This is a genomic window from Mycolicibacterium parafortuitum, assembly GCF_002086815.1.
In the GTDB taxonomy this organism is placed as follows: domain Bacteria; phylum Actinomycetota; class Actinomycetes; order Mycobacteriales; family Mycobacteriaceae; genus Mycobacterium; species Mycobacterium parafortuitum.
The window spans coordinates 71,000-88,803 of the sequence record NZ_MVID01000010.1 but is presented as its reverse complement, the minus strand read 5'-3'; the positions used below and the strand labels follow the sequence as shown (position 1 = coordinate 88,803).

14 protein-coding genes are annotated in these 17,804 nt (G+C 69.7%); 9 read left to right on the top strand and 5 right to left on the bottom strand.

Features of this window, described 5'->3' with window-relative positions; all coding sequences use genetic code 11:
- Positions 1 to 176: 176 nt before the first annotated feature.
- Both BST38_RS13380 and BST38_RS13375 read right to left on the bottom strand, forming a co-directional pair.
- Complete coding sequence (locus tag BST38_RS13380; protein WP_083143817.1) at positions 177 to 578, bottom strand: PaaI family thioesterase; 402 nt, start codon at positions 576 to 578, stop codon at positions 177 to 179.
- Positions 579 to 756: 178 nt separating this feature from the next.
- Positions 757 to 1,530, bottom strand: coding sequence for an iron reductase (locus tag BST38_RS13375; RefSeq protein ID WP_083143816.1), 774 nt, complete (start codon positions 1,528 to 1,530; stop codon positions 757 to 759).
- A gap of 245 nt (positions 1,531 to 1,775) precedes the next feature.
- Here BST38_RS13375 and BST38_RS13370 point away from each other — a divergent pair, with 245 nt between their 5' ends.
- The 4 genes from BST38_RS13370 to BST38_RS13355 all read left to right on the top strand — a co-directional run bounded on the left by BST38_RS13370 (position 1,776) and on the right by BST38_RS13355 (position 6,211).
- Positions 1,776 to 2,192 (top strand): BlaI/MecI/CopY family transcriptional regulator, encoded by a 417-nt coding sequence (locus BST38_RS13370; RefSeq protein ID WP_083143815.1) that lies wholly within the window; start codon positions 1,776 to 1,778, stop codon positions 2,190 to 2,192.
- A 14-nt stretch (positions 2,193 to 2,206) separates the two neighbouring features.
- On the top strand, positions 2,207 to 3,139 hold the full coding sequence (locus BST38_RS13365) for a M56 family metallopeptidase (protein ID WP_083143814.1): 933 nt from the start codon (positions 2,207 to 2,209) through the stop codon (positions 3,137 to 3,139).
- A 77-nt stretch (positions 3,140 to 3,216) separates the two neighbouring features.
- Entirely contained in the window at positions 3,217 to 4,671 is a 1,455-nt protein-coding gene (gene gnd, locus BST38_RS13360; RefSeq protein ID WP_083143813.1) for an NADP-dependent phosphogluconate dehydrogenase, read from the top strand.
- A 100-nt stretch (positions 4,672 to 4,771) separates the two neighbouring features.
- On the top strand, positions 4,772 to 6,211 hold the full coding sequence (locus BST38_RS13355; RefSeq protein ID WP_083143812.1) for a GuaB1 family IMP dehydrogenase-related protein: 1,440 nt from the start codon (positions 4,772 to 4,774) through the stop codon (positions 6,209 to 6,211).
- On the opposite strand, the gene BST38_RS13350 is transcribed toward BST38_RS13355, so the two are convergent.
- From BST38_RS13350 to BST38_RS13340, 3 genes are read right to left on the bottom strand one after another with little or no spacing between them, the layout of a single operon-like run.
- Complete coding sequence (locus BST38_RS13350; protein ID WP_083143811.1) at positions 6,164 to 7,249, bottom strand: ABC transporter ATP-binding protein; 1,086 nt, start codon at positions 7,247 to 7,249, stop codon at positions 6,164 to 6,166. The two genes, BST38_RS13355 and BST38_RS13350, sit on opposite strands and share 48 nt — an antisense overlap.
- The gene (locus BST38_RS13345) at positions 7,242 to 8,792 is read right to left on the bottom strand and encodes an ABC transporter permease (protein WP_083143810.1); all 1,551 of its coding nucleotides are present in this window, start codon (positions 8,790 to 8,792) and stop codon (positions 7,242 to 7,244) included. The genes BST38_RS13350 and BST38_RS13345 overlap by 8 nt, the downstream gene beginning before the upstream one ends.
- Before the next feature lie 5 nt (positions 8,793 to 8,797).
- Positions 8,798 to 9,823, bottom strand: coding sequence for an iron ABC transporter substrate-binding protein (locus tag BST38_RS13340; protein ID WP_083143809.1), 1,026 nt, complete (start codon positions 9,821 to 9,823; stop codon positions 8,798 to 8,800).
- A 273-nt stretch (positions 9,824 to 10,096) separates the two neighbouring features.
- On the opposite strand from BST38_RS13340, the gene BST38_RS13335 reads away from it, so the two are divergent.
- The 5 genes from BST38_RS13335 (at position 10,097) to BST38_RS13310 (ending at position 17,734) form a co-directional block, all read left to right on the top strand.
- Complete coding sequence (locus BST38_RS13335; RefSeq protein WP_083143808.1) at positions 10,097 to 11,452, top strand: hemolysin family protein; 1,356 nt, start codon at positions 10,097 to 10,099, stop codon at positions 11,450 to 11,452.
- Positions 11,445 to 12,506, top strand: a complete 1,062-nt coding sequence (locus BST38_RS13330; RefSeq protein WP_083143807.1) for a hemolysin family protein — start codon at positions 11,445 to 11,447, stop codon at positions 12,504 to 12,506. The genes BST38_RS13335 and BST38_RS13330 overlap by 8 nt, the downstream gene beginning before the upstream one ends.
- A gap of 112 nt (positions 12,507 to 12,618) precedes the next feature.
- On the top strand, positions 12,619 to 13,497 hold the full coding sequence (locus tag BST38_RS13320; protein ID WP_083143880.1) for a 3-methyladenine DNA glycosylase: 879 nt from the start codon (positions 12,619 to 12,621) through the stop codon (positions 13,495 to 13,497).
- Positions 13,498 to 13,585: 88 nt separating this feature from the next.
- Entirely contained in the window at positions 13,586 to 15,802 is a 2,217-nt protein-coding gene (locus tag BST38_RS13315; RefSeq protein ID WP_083143806.1) for a malate synthase G, read from the top strand.
- A 6-nt stretch (positions 15,803 to 15,808) separates the two neighbouring features.
- A complete protein-coding gene (locus BST38_RS13310) occupies positions 15,809 to 17,734 on the top strand; it encodes a substrate-binding domain-containing protein (protein ID WP_083143805.1) in 1,926 nt (641 codons plus the stop codon).
- The last annotated feature ends 70 nt before the right edge of the window (positions 17,735 to 17,804 follow it).

The window sequence follows — 17,804 nt, the reverse complement described above, 5'->3', positions numbered from 1 at the left end:
AGACCGGCCCGGACTCAGCAGCGTCGGCGACTGTGTGATTCCGCGCTCACGCGCGGGGCCCTGTCTGGACGCTCACGCGCGGGGCCTCTTTTAGACGCTCACGCGTCGGTGCTTAATTCGACGCTCACGCGTCGGTGCTTAATTCGACGCTCACGCGTCGGTGCCTGATTCGACGCTCACGCGTCGGCGATGTTCTGGAGCCGCACCTGGCCCCTCGCCACCGTCTTGCCGGCCTCGTCGGTGATCGTGATCAACCACAGCTGCTGGCGCCGGCCGCGGTGGATCGGCTCCGAGGTCGCGGTGACGGTCCCGGACCGGATCGCGCGCAGGAAGTCGGTGTTGTTGTTAACTCCGACCACCGTGCCGCCGCCGTTGTGGGACAACCACACGTGCCCGGACACACTGGCCATGCTCTCGATCACCGCGCAGTACACGCCGCCGTGCACGATTCCCCACGGCTGCAACAGTTTGTCGGTGATCTCGAGCTCGGCGCGCCCACCGTCGGGCGTCATCTCCAGGTACGTCAACCCGAGTTGTTTGTCGAATCCGTCGCCGAGGCCTTCAGGAACATCGCTCACGACTGGAGTTCTACACGCACACGACCAGTTCCCGAAATGCGGAAGGGCCCCACACACGAGGCGTGGGGCCCTTCCATCGGTCGGACCGGGGGTCTCTGCAGCCCTCAGGACTCCGGCGCGGTCCGTTGGTTCCGAAACTTCGGATCAACCCGACTCGATAAGGATAGGCAAGGCTTGCCTAATTAATCAAGACCTTCGTGGAACTCATCCGGGATACGCCGCGCACCGGCAGTCCGAAGCCGACGAACGCATCCAGCACCGCCTGGCCACGGCGCATGCTGACGACCTCACTGGCGTTGGCGAGCAACGGCACCTGGGTCGCCGCGTTGACCACCGCCCCGCCGACGATGTGCCACATCGCCGCCACCGACATCGCGCCGTCACTGACCGCGGCGAGCTTGGTGAACAGCGGCCCCAGCGCACGGTGGCTGCGATGGGCGATCCAGGTCGTCAACGCCGCCTCGCTGGGCAGCGCGACGATGCCGCGCTGACCCCCGCCACCGGATGCCCGGCACTCGGCGACGTACGGATCGTCGGGCAGCGCCCGCAGCGTCGGGTCCACCACCCCGACCCAGTCGATCGCGCCTTCGGAGTCGACATGCACCCACAGGTTCTCCAGGCCGGTGTCCCAGGCCCGCCCCTCCAGCGCCAACAGCGGCGTCACGCGCCCGACCACGACATGGGCGAAGGTCGCGGCCAGCTGCTGGGCCACCGCGGCGCGACTTTCGGTCTCGGCGATGCCCGCGTCGAACATCTGCTGCAGGCGGTCGGTCGTGAGGATCTCCGCGAGCGGCCACCAGCGCCGCCGCGACAGGTCCCCCATCACCGCCACGCCGTAGACCCGCGGGCATTCGCGGTACAGCTCGCGAAGCCGGCGGCTCGATTCGTGGATGGGCAGCACGCGCGCGATCGACATACTGGCGATGAGCGGATCCTCGACGACAACCGTCATGGGCACCTCGCGATCTGGGTAGCTCTTACCGAATTAGGTTAGCCTTACTATAGTCATGGCCGATGAAGGGGCTAGAGGCTGTGACTGGACTCACACGGCCACGCGAACGCACCCGCACGGGTGCCGACGTTGACATCTCGGAGAAGCGGGTTTCGACGCACCGACCAGCGACGAAATCTCATACGACACGCGGTAGTAATCCCGTAGTACGCTTTGACCTACCGTCGGCAGGAGATGAACGGAAGATGGCCAAGCTGACTCGACTCGGCGAGCTCGAGCGCTCCGTGATGGACCACCTGTGGTCCTCAGGGGAGCCTCAGACCGTGCGTCAGGTCCATGAGGCCCTGTCTGCGCGCCGCGACCTCGCCTACACCACGATCATGACCGTGCTGCAACGGCTCGCGAAGAAGAATCTCGTCGTGCAGCACCGCGACGACCGCGCCCACCGCTATGCACCCACCCACGGCCGGGACGAACTGGTCGCCGGCCTTATGGTCGACGCGCTGGATCAGGCCGCCGATTCCGGCAGCCGAGAGGCCGCGCTCGTCCATTTCGTCGAGCGTGTCGGCGCCGACGAGGCCGCGGCGCTGCGCCGCGCTCTGGCCGAGTTGGAAGTCAAACATCGGTCACCCCGACCCGCTGGCGATTTCGGTACCGACTGAGGGACACTTACAGCGTGTCCGCGCTGGCCTTCGCGATCCTCGCCTTGCTCCTCTCGGGGCCGGTGCCTGCGATGCTGGCGCGAGCCACGTGGCCGCTGCGCGCACCCCGTGCCGCCATCGTGCTCTGGCAGGCGATCGCACTGGCAGCGGTGTTGTCGGCGTTCTCTGCCGGTATCGCGATCGCGAGCAGGCTTTTCGTACCGGGCCCCGACGGTCGCCCGACGTCGACGATCATCAGTGAGATCGACGTGCTCGGATGGCCGCTGTGGACCGCCTACGTCGTGGTCTTCATCCTCACGCTGATGATCGGCGCCCGGTTGATCGTGTCGGTACTGAGGGTTGCGATCGCCACCCGTCGTCGCCGGGCACATCACCGGATGGTCGTCGACCTCGTCGGTGCCCACCACGGCCGTCCCCGGTCGCGAAGCCTGCGGATTCTCGACGTCGCCGAACCGCTGGCGTACTGCCTGCCCGGCGTGCGCAGCCGCGTCGTCGTCAGCGAGGGTGCGTTGAATACCCTGTCCCCGAACGAGGTCTCGGCGATCCTGGAGCACGAGAACGCGCACCTGCGGGCCCGCCACGACCTGGTGCTGGAGATGTTCATCGCCGTGCATGCGGCGTTTCCCCGGTTCGTGCGCAGCGCACACGCGCTCAACGCGGTCCGGCTGCTGATCGAATTGCTCGCCGACGACGCCGCCGTGCGCGCCGAAGGCCCGACTCCGCTGGCCCGGGCTCTGGTTGCCTGCGCCTCCGGGCGGGCGCCCCGCGGCGCACTTGCCGCGGGCGGCCCCACCACCGTGGTGCGGGTGCGCCGCCTCGGTGGCGAACCCAACAGCCGGAAGCTGGCCGCCGGCGCATACGTTGCCGCCGCCGCCGTGTTGGTGGTGCCCACCGTCGCGTTCGCGGTGCCGTGGCTGAACGAGCTGCACCGACTGTTCCTCGTGTAGTCGCACTCGCCCGGGGTTCTCTTGCGTAATACCTGTCAGAAGCTGTGTCGCAGTAGGAGATCGAAAGGGTTTTGTCTATGAGCTCGTCCGGAACCACGGGTACCGCCCAGATCGGCGTCACCGGCCTTGCGGTCATGGGATCGAACATCGCGCGGAACTTCGCCCGGCACGGCTACACCGTCGCGCTGCACAACCGCTCGGTCGCCAAGACCGACGCGCTGCTCGCCGAGCACGGTTCGGACGGCAACTTCGTCCGCAGCGAGACGATCGCGGAGTTCCTCGACGCGCTGGAGAAGCCGCGCCGGGTGCTGATCATGGTCAAGGCCGGTGAGGCGACCGACGCGGTGATCAACGAGCTCGCCGACGCCATGGAAGAAGGCGACATCATCATCGACGGCGGCAACGCCCTCTACACCGACACCATCCGCCGGGAGAAGGCGATCCGCGAGCGCGGGCTGCACTTCGTCGGCGCCGGCATCTCCGGTGGCGAGGAGGGTGCCCTCAACGGCCCGTCGATCATGCCCGGCGGCCCGGCCGAATCCTACGAATCCCTCGGTCCGCTGCTGGAGGAGATCTCCGCCCACGTCGACGGAGTCCCCTGCTGCACCCACGTCGGGCCCGACGGCGCCGGACACTTCGTCAAGATGGTGCACAACGGCATCGAGTACTCCGACATGCAGCTCATCGGCGAGGCCTACCAGCTGCTGCGCGACGGCCTGGGCAAGAGCGCCCCGGAGATCGCCGACGTGTTCGACGAGTGGAACAAGGGCGATCTCGACAGCTTCCTGGTCGAGATCACCGCGCAGGTGCTGCGCCAGACGGATGCCAAGACCGGGAAGCCGCTGGTCGACGTGATCCTGGACGAGGCCGAGCAGAAGGGCACCGGTCGCTGGACGGTCAAGTCCGCCCTCGACCTCGGCGTGCCGGTGACCGGCATCGCCGAAGCCGTGTTCGCCCGTGCGCTGTCCGGCTCAGTGGCCCAGCGCAAGGCCACCACCGGCCTGGCATCCGGGGACCTCGGCGAAAAGCCCACCGATGCAGCGCAATTCACCGAGGACATCCGTCAGGCGCTGTACGCGTCGAAGATCATCGCCTATGCCCAGGGCTTCAACCAGATTCAGGCCGGCTCCAACGAGTACGACTGGAACATCTCGCCGGGCGACATGGCGCGGATCTGGCGCGGCGGCTGCATCATCCGGGCGAAGTTCCTGAACCGGATCACCGACGCGTTCGACAACGACCCGGACCTGCCGACGCTGATCGTCGACCCGTACTTCCGCGATGCGATCGAGAACGCGATCGACAGCTGGCGCCGCGTCGTGGTCAAGGCCACCGAGCTGGGCATCCCGATCCCGGGCTTCTCCTCGGCGCTGTCCTACTACGACGGGCTGCGCACCGAGCGCCTGCCCGCCGCGCTGACCCAGGGGCTGCGCGACTTCTTCGGCGCACACACCTACGGCCGCATCGACACCGATCGCGAGAAGCGCTTCCACACGCTGTGGAGCGGTGACCGCAGCGAGGTCGAGGCCTGACTTCTGCCCGCGAGCAGACACAACCTCCGGCGTGTCGCGGGTGTGTCGCGCGAGTTCGCGTCTGCTCGCGGGGGAAACGTGCGCCACTAGACTCGGCCGCGTGAAGTTTCTCGATGGCCACCGGCCGCCGTACGACCTGACCTACAACGATGTGTTCATCGTGCCGGGGCATTCCGAGGTGGCCTCGCGCTTCGACGTGGACCTGTCTTCGGTCGACGGCTCCGGCACCACGATCCCGGTGGTCGTCGCGAACATGACAGCGGTCGCGGGTCGCCGGATGGCCGAGACCGTGGCCCGGCGCGGCGGAATCGTCGTGCTGCCGCAGGACCTCCCCCTGTCGGCGGTCCAGCACACCGTCGACTTCGTCAAGAGCCGCGACACCGTCGTCGACACCCCGGTGACGCTGGCCCCCGACGACTCGGTGTCCGACGCGGCGGCGCTGATCCACAAGCGGGCCCACGGTGCCGCCGTCGTGGTCGACGGCGACAACCGGCCCGTCGGGCTGGTCACCGAGGCCGCGTGCCGAGGCGTGGACCGGTTCACCCGGGTGCGGGACGTCGCGATCGGCGACTTCGTCACCGCGCCGGTGGGCACCGATCCCCGCAAGGTGTTCGACCTGCTCGAGCACGCCCACATCCACGTCGCCGTGCTGACCGAGGCCGACGGCACGCTCGCGGGCGTGCTGACCCGCACCGGCGCCGTCCGCGCAGGCATCTACACCCCCGCGGTGGACGCCCGCGGCCGGCTGCGGATCGCCGCCGCGGTCGGCATCAACGGGGACGTGGCCGCCAAGGCGCGCGGCCTCGTCGACGTCGGCGCCGACCTGCTGGTGATCGACACCGCACACGGCCACCAGCAGAAGATGCTCGACGCGATCGAGGCGGTCGCCAACGCCGACCTCGGCGTACCGCTGGCCGCGGGCAACGTGGTGTCGGCCGAGGGCACCCGCGACCTGATCAACGCCGGTGCCACGATCGTGAAGGTCGGGGTCGGCCCCGGCGCGATGTGCACCACCAGGATGATGACCGGCGTCGGCCGCCCCCAGTTCTCCGCGGTCGTCGAATGTGCCGCCGCGGCAAGGGAACTCGGCGGACACGTGTGGGCCGACGGCGGGGTGCGGCATCCGCGGGATGTGGCGCTGGCGCTGGCCGCCGGCGCGTCGAACGTGATGATCGGCTCGTGGTTCGCCGGCACCTACGAATCCCCGGGGGACCTGTTGCACGACCGCGACGACCAGCCCTACAAGGAGAGTTACGGGATGGCCTCCAAACGTGCGGTCGCTGCCCGCACCGCGGCCGACAGCGCGTTCGACCGCGCCCGCAAAGGCCTGTTCGAGGAGGGCATCTCGACCTCGCGGATGGCGCTGGACCCGTCGCGCGGCGGCGTGGAGGACCTTCTCGACCACATCACCTCGGGGGTCCGCAGCACCTGCACCTACGTCGGTGCGGCGACACTGCCCGAACTGCACGAGAAGGTGGTGCTCGGCGTGCAGTCAGCCGCCGGCTTCGCCGAGGGACATCCGCTGCCCACCGGCTGGTGACGGGTAGGCCAGCACGTCCCCGACGACCTGCACGGTGACCGACGAGCCGTCGCCGAACCCCGGCAGCCCGGCGCTGCGCATCCGCAGCGCGGTGCCGTCGCTCAGCTCGAGATGCACGACGGTGTCGGCGCCGTAGAACCGCTGCGCCGTCACCCGCGCCGCGGTGCCGGAACCGTCCGCGCCGAGGTGCATCTGCTCCGGTCGCAGCACCGCCACCGCGGGCCCGTCGGGCACCGGTAGCTTCGCCGCGAACGTCCCCAGCGCGGTCCGTACCCGACCGGCGTCGGCCGTCGCGTCGATCTCGACGGTGCTGCCGAGGAATCGGGCGTTGGTCAGCGTCGCGGGCAGACCGTAGAGCCGCGCGGGGGTGTCCTGTTGGGCGACCGCGCCGCCGAGCAGCAGCGCGACGGAATCGGCCAGCGACAGCGCCTCGGCCTGATCGTGGGTGACCAGGATGGCCGTGGTCCCGGCGTCGCGCAGGATCGCGGCGATGTCCTCGCGAACCCGGGTGCGCAACCCCGAGTCCAGCGCCGCGAACGGCTCGTCCAGCAACAGCACCCGCGGTCGGGCGGCCAGAGCCCTGGCCAGTGCGACCCGCTGCTGCTGGCCTCCGGAGATCTCGTGGGGGCGCGCGCCGGCCAGGCCGTCGAGGCCGACCACACCCAGCCAGTGCGCCACCTCGGCGTCCGCGCGCCGACGGTCGGCCCGGTTCAGCCCGAACGCGACGTTCTCCCCGACGCTCAGGTGCGGGAACAGCGCACCCTCCTGCGGCATCAGCCCGACGCGGCGGCGGTGTACGGGCACGCTCACGCCTGCCCCGGCGACCGTGTCGCCGGCGATGCGCACGGTGCCGGAGTCAGGATCCTCGAACCCGGCCAGGATGCGCAGCAGCGTGGTCTTGCCGCAGCCCGACGGGCCGAGGATCGCGGTGATCGACCCCGGCGTCATGTCGAGGTCGACGCCGCGCAGCACCGTCTTGTCTGCGAACGCCTTGCGGATGCCGGTGGCCGAAACAGCCGCCGCGATCGACTCAGTCACTGTGCACCGCAACGGTGTTCGTACTCCACACACTCAGTATCGCGGTCGGGGCGGTGGCGAACAGCAGCAGTGCCGCCGCGTACGGGGCCGCCGCCGCGTAGTCGCTGACCGAGCTGTACCCCCACAGCCGGGTGGCCAGGGTGTCCGTACCCGTCGGATGCAGCAGCAGTGTCACCGGCAACTCCTTCATGCAGGTCAGCAACACCAGCGCCGCACCTGCGGCGATGCCGGGCAGCGCCACCCGGGCGGTCACGCCGCCGAAGGCCCGCAGCGGTGACCGGCCCAGCGAGCGGGCGACCTCTTCGAGCCGGATCGGCGCGGATTCCACCGCGGCGCGGATGGATCCGATCGCCATCGGCACGAACAGGACCGTGTAGGCCAGGATCAGCAACGGCTCGCGCTGGTAGATCGGCCGCAGCAGCACCACCCCGAGCGACACCATCGAGATCGCGATGACGATCGCGGGCAGGCCGTGCGCGACGTAGCTGGCACCTTCGAGGGTGCGGGTCGCGCGGTCGCGGTGCCGCGCCGCGAGCACCCCGAGCGGCAGCGCCGCGGCCGTCGCGGCCGCCGCGGCGACCACCGACAGCCACACCGTCGAGCCCAGCGCTGCGACCCATTCACCGAAGTCCCAGCGCGGCCCCGCGGTGAGCAACCAGCCGGCGAGCTCGACCCCCGGGACGACGACGGCGGCGGCCAGCACCGCCACGGGCGCGGCCAGCGCGGCCCAGCGCCAGTGGCCGAGCCGGTTCAGCGGGGCGGGCCGCGGGGTGCCGCCCCCGATGCGCGACGCGGCCGCCAGGCCGCGGGCCCGGTGCTCGGCGACGACGAGCGCGATGGCGAACACCATCAGCACCAGCGACAGCACGGCGGCCCGGGACGGGTTGAACCCCGAGCGGTACGCCCCGTAGATCACCCAGGTGAACGCCTCGAACCGCATTGCCGCGACCGCGCCGAAATCGCTGAGGACATACAGCGCAACCAGCAGCGCGCCGGCGGCGATCGCGGCCCGCGACTGGCGCAGCGTCACCCGGAACAGCACCGCCCAACCGCCGAGGCCCAGGGAGCGGGCGACCTCTTCCTGGGCGGGATCGACCCGCGCCAGCGCCGCCGTCGTGGTCAGCAGCACGAGCGGATAACTCACCAGCGTCAAGACCAGCGCGGCCCCCCAGAAACCGGCGACCTGAGGAAACGCCGACACCCACAGGTAGGCGAGCAGGTAGCTCGGCATGGCCAGCGGCAGCGCCGCCGCGACCGCGAGGACGCGCCTGCCGCGCAGATCGGTTCGGGTCACGAGGACCGCGAGCCCGACGCCGAGCACGACGCACGCCGCGGTGACGACGCCGACGAGCATCAGCGACCGGACGACCAGCGCGGCGGTGCGCGGCTGGAAGAGTTCGTCGATGACGAACGCCCAGCCGCGCTCCAGGGCGCGCTCGACCAGGTAGACCAGCGGCACCAGCGTGCAGGCCGCGACGAGCACGGCCGGCAGCAACAGCAGGGCCGGCGGGCGGGCTCGGGCCGGCCCCGCGGAGCCGCTCACCCCGCTCAGTTGGTCAGGAGGCCGGTCTTGACCAGCAACTCCTGGGTGGCCTCGAGGTCGTCGAGGTCGGACAGGTCGACCGCGGGCGGCTGCAGGTCGGCCAGCGGAGGCATCTCGGCAGACGGGGCGACGCCTGCCGCGAGCGGATACTCGGCGGTCTCGGTGGCGAAGAACTTCTGCGCGGACTCCCCGATCAGATACGCCGCGAACGCCTGGGCGCCTTCGGGGTTCGGGGCGGACTTCAGCACACCCACGCCGGCGACGTTGACCAGGCCGCCCGGGTCGCCGGGCGCCATGAACTTGTTCTGCGCGACGACCGCGTCGGCGCCCTTGGCGTGGATCAGCTCGTAGAGGTAGTAGTGGTTGACCAGGCCGAGGGCGACCTGACCGGAGTCCACGGCGTCACGGACGGCCACGTTGTTCTCGAAGGCCTGCGGATCCTGAGCCTTGAACGCGCGCAGCCACTGCTCGGCACCGTCGTCGCCGCGCAGCACCCGCAGCCCGGTGACGAACGCCTGCCAGGACGCGTTGCTCGGCGCGAAGCCGATCTTGCCCTTCCACTCCGGAGCCAGAAGACCGTCGATGGTGTCCGGCGGATTCGGCGCCAGCGTCGGGTTGTAGACGAGGACGCGGGCGCGGCCCGACACCCCGACCCACGTGCCGTCGGCCGCCGAGTACTGGGCGGGGACCGCGGCGAGCGTCTCGGCGTCGATCGGAGCCAGCAGACCCGCCTTGGACACCGCGCCCAACGCGCCGGCGTCCTGGGACAGGAACACGTCGGCCGGGGACTTGTCCCCCTCGGTGATCAGCTGCGCGGCCATCTCGCCCGAACCGGCGTAGCGCGCCTCGACCTTGATTCCGGTGTCGGTGGTGAACTGCTCGATCAGCGGTTTGACCAGCTCCTCGCTGCGTCCCGAATACACGACGATCTTGTTTTCGTCGGACTGCTGATCGGATCCGCACGCGCTCAGCGCGACGGCCGCGGCGACCGCGGTGAACATCGCGGCCAACCGGGTGAACGACTTCGACATTAGGCTCGCCTTTCCTATGTTGGGGTTGAAGCTACCACTGCCGCCGGATCGGACTCAGAAGCGATGAGGCCCGCGACGAGGCCGGTGTGGATTCCGCTAGCATGTGTGGTCAACCAGCTGTTATCGCGACGAAAGGGACCAGGTGCCGCAGGCACTGGATGGACACCCATCCGAGTCGGCCTCAGCCGTCCGACGGTCTGACCACGAGCCCTGCGAGGCCGAGCCGTCCTCTAGATGGCCGGGCCCCCGACCCGGCTCCCCCGGAGCATCCCGATGAACACGGCGATGTCCCTGCTCGCTCTGCTGGCGTTCATCCTGCTCACCGCGGGCACCGCGGTGTTCGTCGCCGCGGAGTTCTCGCTGACCGCGCTCGAACGCAGCACCGTCGAGGCCAATGTCCGCTCCGGTGACCGCCGCGACCGACTCGTCCAGAAGGCGCACCGGTCGCTGTCGACGCAGCTGTCCGGCGCGCAGGTCGGCATCTCCATCACCACCCTGGCCACCGGTTTCCTGGCCGAGCCCGTCGTCGCCCGGCTCATCCACCCCGGGTTGACGGCCATGCACATCCCGGAGCGGTTCGCCTCCGGTCTGGCGTTGGCGCTGGCCATCCTGATCGCGACCTCGATATCGATGATCTTCGGCGAACTGGTGCCCAAGAACCTCGCCGTCGCCCGGGCGGTCCCGACCGCGCGATGGTCGGCGCCGCTGCAGCTGATGTTCTCGTTCATGTTCAAACCGCTGATCCGGCTCACCAACGGGACGGCGAACTGGATCCTGCGTCGCCTCGGGATCGAGCCCGCCGAAGAGCTGCGCTCGGCGCGTTCGCCGCAGGAGCTGGTGTCGCTGGTGCGCTCGTCGGCCGAGAGCGGGTCGCTGGACCCGGTCACCGCCGTCCTGGTGGACCGTTCACTGCAGTTCGGCGACCGCACCGCCGAGGAACTGATGACCCCGCGCTCCAAGATCGACACCCTCGACGCCGACGCCACGGTCCTCGACCTCAGCGAAGCCGCCTTCAAGACCGGCCACTCCCGCTTCCCGGTGATCCGCGGCGACCTGGACGAGACCATCGGCATGGTGCACGTCAAGCAGGTGTTCGAGGTGCCCGCCGCGGTCCGCTCGACGACCCGGCTCGCCGAACTCGTACAGCCCGTCACCAAGGTGCCGTCCACCCTCGACGGCGACTCGGTGATGACCGAGGTGCGCGCCAACGGCCTGCAGACCGCGCTGGTCGTCGACGAATACGGCGGCACCGCCGGGATGGTGACCGTCGAGGATCTGATCGAGGAGATCGTCGGCGACGTGCGCGACGAGCACGACGTCGAGCCGCCCGACGTGGTCGCCGCGGGACAGGGCTGGCAGGTCTCGGGACTGCTGCGTATCGACGAAGTCGCCGAGGGCACCGCCTTCCGCGCCCCGGATGGTGATTACGAGACCATCGGAGGGCTGGTGCTGGAGAAACTCGGCCACATCCCCGTCGAGGGCGAAACCGTGGAGCTGACCGCGTTCGACCCCGACGGCCCGATCGAGGACCCGGTGCGCTGGCTGGCGACCGTGGTCAAGATGGACGGCCGGCGCATCGACGTGCTCCGGCTGACCGAGATCGGCCGGAAGGGAGCCGAGAATGGGTGACATCTTCGGGGTGCTGCTGACCTTCGTGCTGCTGGCCGCCAACGCGTTCTTCGTGGCCTCGGAGTTCGCGCTGATCTCGGCGCGCCGCGACCGCCTCGAAGCCCTTGCCGAGCAGGGCAAGAGGAGCGCCGTCACCGTCATCAGGGCCGGCGAACACCTGTCGCTGATGCTGGCGGGCTCGCAGCTCGGCATCACGATCTGCTCGATCCTGCTCGGCCGCGTCGCCGAACCCGCCGTCGCACACCTGCTGGAGAAGCCGTTCGACCTCGTCGGCATCCCGGACGCGGTACTGCACACGGTGTCGTTCCTGGTCGCGCTGTCCGTCGTCGTCACGCTGCACGTGCTGCTCGGCGAGATGGTGCCCAAGAACATCGCGATCGCGGGGCCGGAGTCCACCGCGATGCTGCTGATCCCGGTCTACCTGGTCTACATCCGGATCGCCCGCCCGTTCATCGCCTTCTACAACTGGTGCGCCAACACCACACTGCGCGCGTTCGGCGTCGAACCCAAGGACGAACTCGACGTCACTGTCTCGACGGTCGAACTGTCGGAGATGATCGCCGAATCGCTGTCCGAGGGTCTGCTCGACCCCGAGGAACACACCCGGCTCACCCGCGCGCTGCAGATCCGCAACCGCGCCGTCAAGGACGTCGCGATGCCGCTGCACGAGATCCGCGCGGTCCCGGCGGCGGCCGAGGGGACGGGCCCGACCGTCGGCGCGCTGGAGGAAGCGCTGCGCGAGACGGGCTACTCCCGCTTCCCGGTCGCCGACACCTCCGGCGCCTTCATCGGATACCTGCACATCAAGGATGTGCTGCCGCTGGTCAACAGCGACCTCGACAGCACGACCGTGATCGACTCCTCGATGGTGCGGCCGCTGCCCCGGGTTCCGGCGTCACTGCCGCTGCCCGACGGGCTGACCCGGATGCGCCGCACCAACAGCCACCTGGCGCTGGTCACCGCCGCCGACGGCACCGCGACCGCGATGATCGCGCTCGAAGACCTTGTCGAGGACCTGGTCGGGACGGTCCGCGACGGCACACATCGTGTCTGATTGGCGGCTCGCCGCCGTGCCCGATTGGCGGCTCGCCGCCGTGCCCGATTGGCGGCTCGCCGCCGTGCCCGATTGGCGGCTCGCCGCCGTGCCCGATTGGCGGCTCGCCGCCGTGCCCGATTGGCGGCTCGCCGCCGTGCCCGATTGGCGCTCCCGCGCCGAAACCCACCGGCGTCGCGCCGATGCCCTCCTCGAGCCCCACCTGAGCCGACGCCGAACCGGCGAATCCCATCCGGTGTTCGACTTCCTGTTCACCTACTACAACCTGCGGCCCCGCCAGCTCAGGGTCTGGCATCCCGGTTACGGCGCCGTGCTCGACGGGCCGGATTCCCAGGGCTACCTGCGCCGCACCGGGTATGTCCGGGCCGGCGACGGCGTCACCGTCGGCCCTGACCACCTGCTGGCCCGCGCGGGGACTGTGACGTTCATCGCCGAGCTGCTCACCGCGACCGCATCCCGGCCCGCGCGCTTCAACTGTTTCGGCCTGCACGAGTGGGCGATGGTCTACCGGTCCCCCACGGTCCGCCACTCCCAGGTTCCGCTGCGCCTCGGCACGGCGGGCACCGACGCGGTTGTCGAGTCAATGCCGTTGCGGTGCAGTCACTTCGACGCGTTCCGGTTCTTCACCCCGGCGGCGGCCGGCCGCAACGCGCAGCACCTGACCCGTCAGGACCAGGTCGCCACCGAGCAACCCGGCTGCGTGCACGCCGGGATGGACCTCTACAAATGGGCCTTCAAACTGGGCCCGCTGATCGAGTCCGAACTGGTGCTCGACTGCTTCGAGCTCGCACTGGAGGCACGTGTGCTCGATATGCGCGCGAGCCCATATGACCTGCGGGACTACGGATTCGAGCCGATCGCGGTGGAAACCCCGGCAGGCAGGGGCGACTATGCCCGCGCCCAGGAACGGATCAGCGAACGCGCGGCGCCGCTTCGTGCCCGGCTCATCCGGCGATGCGAAGCACTGCGGGACAGCGCCACCGGCGAATAGGGCTGTTACCGGTGGGTAAGCTGGACAGCTGACGGCGTAACGAAGGTACCGGCACGGCGCAAGAGCACGTGCGGATGAGGGAGGAAAAATGACTGATCGCGTGACGGTGGGCAACCTGCGCGTCGCTCCCGTGCTGTACGACTTCATCAACAATGAGGCACTGCCGGGCACCGACATCGATCCCGACACGTTCTGGTCCGGCGTCGACAAGGTGATCGCCGACCTGACGCCGCGCAACCAGGATCTGCTGGCCCGGCGCGACAGCCTGCAGGCGCAGATCGACAAGTGGCACCGCGCCCGGGTGATCGGCGGCTTCGAGCCCGAGGACTACAAGCAGTTCCTCTCCGACATCGGATATCTGGAACCCGAACCCGGCGATTTCACCATCACCACCTCCGGCGTCGACGCCGAGATCGCCACCACCGCCGGTCCGCAGCTGGTGGTGCCAGTGCTCAACGCCCGGTTCGCGCTGAACGCTGCGAACGCCCGCTGGGGCTCGCTGTACGACGCGCTGTACGGCACCGACGTGATCTCCGACGAGGGCGGCGCCGAGGCGGGAAGCTCTTACAACAAGCTGCGCGGGGACAAGGTCATCGCGTACGCCCGTAAGTTCCTCGACGGTGCCGTCCCGCTCGCCCAGGGCTCCTGGTCGGACATCACCGGGCTGAAGATCGAGGACGGCAGCGTCAGTGCCACGCTCGACGACGGCGGCGCCGTCGGTCTCGCGGCAGGCGAACAGTTCGTCGGCTACCTCGGCGACCCGGCCGCCCCGTCTTCGGTGCTGCTGGTCAACAACGGTCTGCACATCGAGATCCTGGTCGATGCGCAGTCGCCGATCGGATCCACCGACAGGGCCGGCATCAAGGACGTCGTGCTGGAGTCGGCGGTCACCACGATCATGGACTTCGAGGACTCCGTGGCCGCCGTCGACGCCGACGACAAGGTGCTCGGGTACCGAAACTGGTTGGGGCTCAACCGAGGCGACCTCGCCGAGGAGGTCACCAAGGGCGACAAGACCTTCACCCGGGTGCTCACCGAGGACCGCACGTTCACCTCGCCCGACGGCGAGGGCGAGGTCACGCTGCCCGGGCGCAGCCTGCTGTTCGTCCGCAACGTCGGGCACCTGATGACCAACGACGCGATCGTGTTCGACGACAACGGTGCCGACGGCCCCGAGGTCTTCGAAGGCATCCAGGACGCGCTGTTCACCAGCCTCATCGGGATCCACGGAATGCGATCCGACGGCGACGGCGACACCAAGAACGGCCCGCTGCTCAACAGCCGGACCGGATCGATCTACATCGTGAAGCCCAAGATGCACGGACCCGACGAGGTCGCGTTCACCTGTGAGCTGTTCAGCCGCGTCGAGGACGTCCTCGGCCTGCCGCAGAACACCATCAAGGTCGGCATCATGGACGAGGAGCGACGCACCACCGTCAACCTCAAGGCCTGCATCAAGGCGGCCGCCGACCGTGTCGTGTTCATCAACACCGGCTTCCTGGACCGCACCGGCGACGAGATCCACACGTCGATGGAGGCGGGCCCGATGATCCGCAAGGGTGCGATGAAGTCCACGGACTGGATCACCGCGTACGAGAACCAGAACGTCGACATCGGCCTGGAGACCGGGCTGTCCGGCAAAGCCCAGATCGGCAAGGGCATGTGGGCGATGACCGACCTGATGGCCGACATGGTCGAGCAGAAGATCGGCCAGCCCAAGGCCGGCGCCACCACCGCGTGGGTGCCCTCCCCGACCGCGGCGACGCTGCACGCGATGCACTACCACCAGGTCGACGTGTTCGCGGTGCAGTCCGAACTCGCCGGCAAGCGGCGCTCCTCCCTCGAACAGCTGCTCACCCTGCCGCTGGCCAAGGAACTGGCCTGGGCTCCCGAGGAGATCCGCGAAGAGGTCGACAACAACTGTCAGTCGATCCTCGGCTACGTGGTTCGCTGGATCGACGCCGGCGTGGGCTGCTCCAAGGTGCCCGACATCCACAACGTGGCGTTGATGGAAGACCGTGCGACACTGCGGATCTCGAGCCAGCTGCTGGCCAACTGGCTGCGGCACGGCGTCATCACCGAAGAGGACGTCAAGGCGAGCCTGCGCCGGATGGCCGCCGTCGTCGACGAGCAGAACGCCAGCGACCCCGACTTCCGGCCGATGGCTTCGGACCCCGAGGGCAGCATCGCGTTCCAGGCGGCCCAGGAACTGATCCTCGACGGCGCCGCCCAGCCCAACGGCTACACCGAGCCGATCCTGCATCGCAGGCGTCGGGAGTTCAAGGCATCGGCGGGTCAGGCTTAGGAAGGCATGGGAAAACACAGCCTCCCGGATCCCGACGACGAATCAGGCCGCTGGCGCCCCGAGCCCCCCGGCGAGCCCACTGACGACGAAAGCGGTGCCGGCGGAAGTGATTCCGACGGCGACGAGCTCACCACCCGGCTGCCCGCCGCCGATTCGGCACCGCCCACCCAGCGCAGCGGCGGCTGGGAGAACGGCGAGTGGACCGGCAGCCACCGCGCGGTGACGCAGGGGCCCCGCAAGGTCAGCGTCGGGGTCATCGTCGCGCTGGTCTCGGTCGTGGTCGTCGTCGCCGCTGTGATCCTGTGGCGCTTCGTCGGTGACGCGCTCTCCAGCCGCTCCGACGTGGCCGCCGCGCGGTGCGTCGAGGGCGAGGTCGCCGTCGCCGTCGTCGCGGACCCCGCCATCGCCGAACCCGTCACCGCCCTCGCCGAGCGCTACAACGAGACCGCCGACCCTGTAGGTGACCGCTGCGTGAAGGTCGGTGTCACCGCCGCCGACTCCGATCAGGTGATCAACGGTTTCCGCCAGGAATGGCCCGCAGACCTCGGTGAGCGACCCGCACTGTGGATCCCGGGGAGTTCGGCGGCCGAAGCCCGCCTGGAGAGCGCGGTCGGCCCCGAGACCATCAGCGACAGCCGCTCCCTGGTCAGCTCGCCCGTCGTCCTCGCGGTGAACCCGAGGCTCAAAGACGCGCTGAAGGACCAGAACTGGGGCACCCTGCCCGATCTGCAGACCGGCCCGGCCGCACTGGACGGCCTCGGGTTGCGGGGCTGGGGCGGGCTGCGGCTGGCCCTGCCTCTCGGTGCGGACAGCGATGCGTCCTACCTGGCCGCCGAAGCCGTCGCGGCCGCGGCCGCCCCGTCCGGGCAACCCGCCAGCGCCGGCCTCGGCGCGGTCAGCACCCTGATGTCGCGCGCCCCGGAGCTTGCGGACCGTAACGCGGGCACCGCGCTCGATGCGCTCGTCGACGCCTCCGACCCAGCGACGGCACCGGTGCACGCGGTCGCGACCACCGAACAGCAGTTGTTCCAGCGCGCATCGTCGCTGCCGGACGCCTCGGACAAGCTGGCGTCGTGGCTACCGCCCGGGCCCGCCGCGGTCGCCGATTTCCCGACCGTGCTGTTGTCGGGTGACTGGCTGTCCCAGCAGCAGGTGACGGCCGCCAGCGAGTTCGCCCGGTTCATGCGCAAACCCGAGCAGCTCGCCGAGCTGGCCAAGGCCGGGTTCCGCGCCGAGGGCACCGACCCCCCCGCCGGCGACGTGGTGGATTTCGCCCCGCTGCCAGCACCCCTGGCCATCGGTGACAACGCGGTGCGGACCACCGTCGCCGAGACACTGGCCGCTCCGGTGGAGAGCCCGACCGTCACCGTGATGCTCGACCAGTCGATGCCCGCCGACGAGGGCGGCGCGACGCGCCTGGCCAACGTCGTGAACGCCCTCAAGGCTCGGATCGGTGCGCTGCCGCCGGATTCCGGGATCGGGCTGTGGACGTTCGACGGCGTCGCGGGCCGCTCGGAGGTGCCCACGGGTCCGCTGTCCGACTCGGTGGACGGGACTCCCCGCTCCGATGCGCTGACCGCTGCGCTCGACGACCAGCAGCCGTCCAACGGCGGCGCGGTGTCGTTCACGACGCTGCGCCTGGTCTACGGCGACGCGACGACGCGGTACCGCGACGGACAGAAGAACTCCGTCCTCGTCATCACCACCGGCCCGCACACCGACCGCTCGCTGAGCGCGTCGGGCCTGCAGGACTACGTCCGTGGCGCGTTCAGGCAGGACCGTCCGATCGCGGTCAACGTCATCGATTTCGGCGACGACTCCGACCGGGCCACCTGGGAATCCGTCGCCGAGATTACCGGCGGCAGCTATCAGAACCTGGCGAACTCCGCGACCCCGGAACTCGCCGCCGCGATCTCGCGGATGCTGTCCTGAGACCGCCCCGACCGAGCCGCTGATCGGCGGGCCCGAGCTACGAGATCCGTACTTTGCTGGACCCGATACC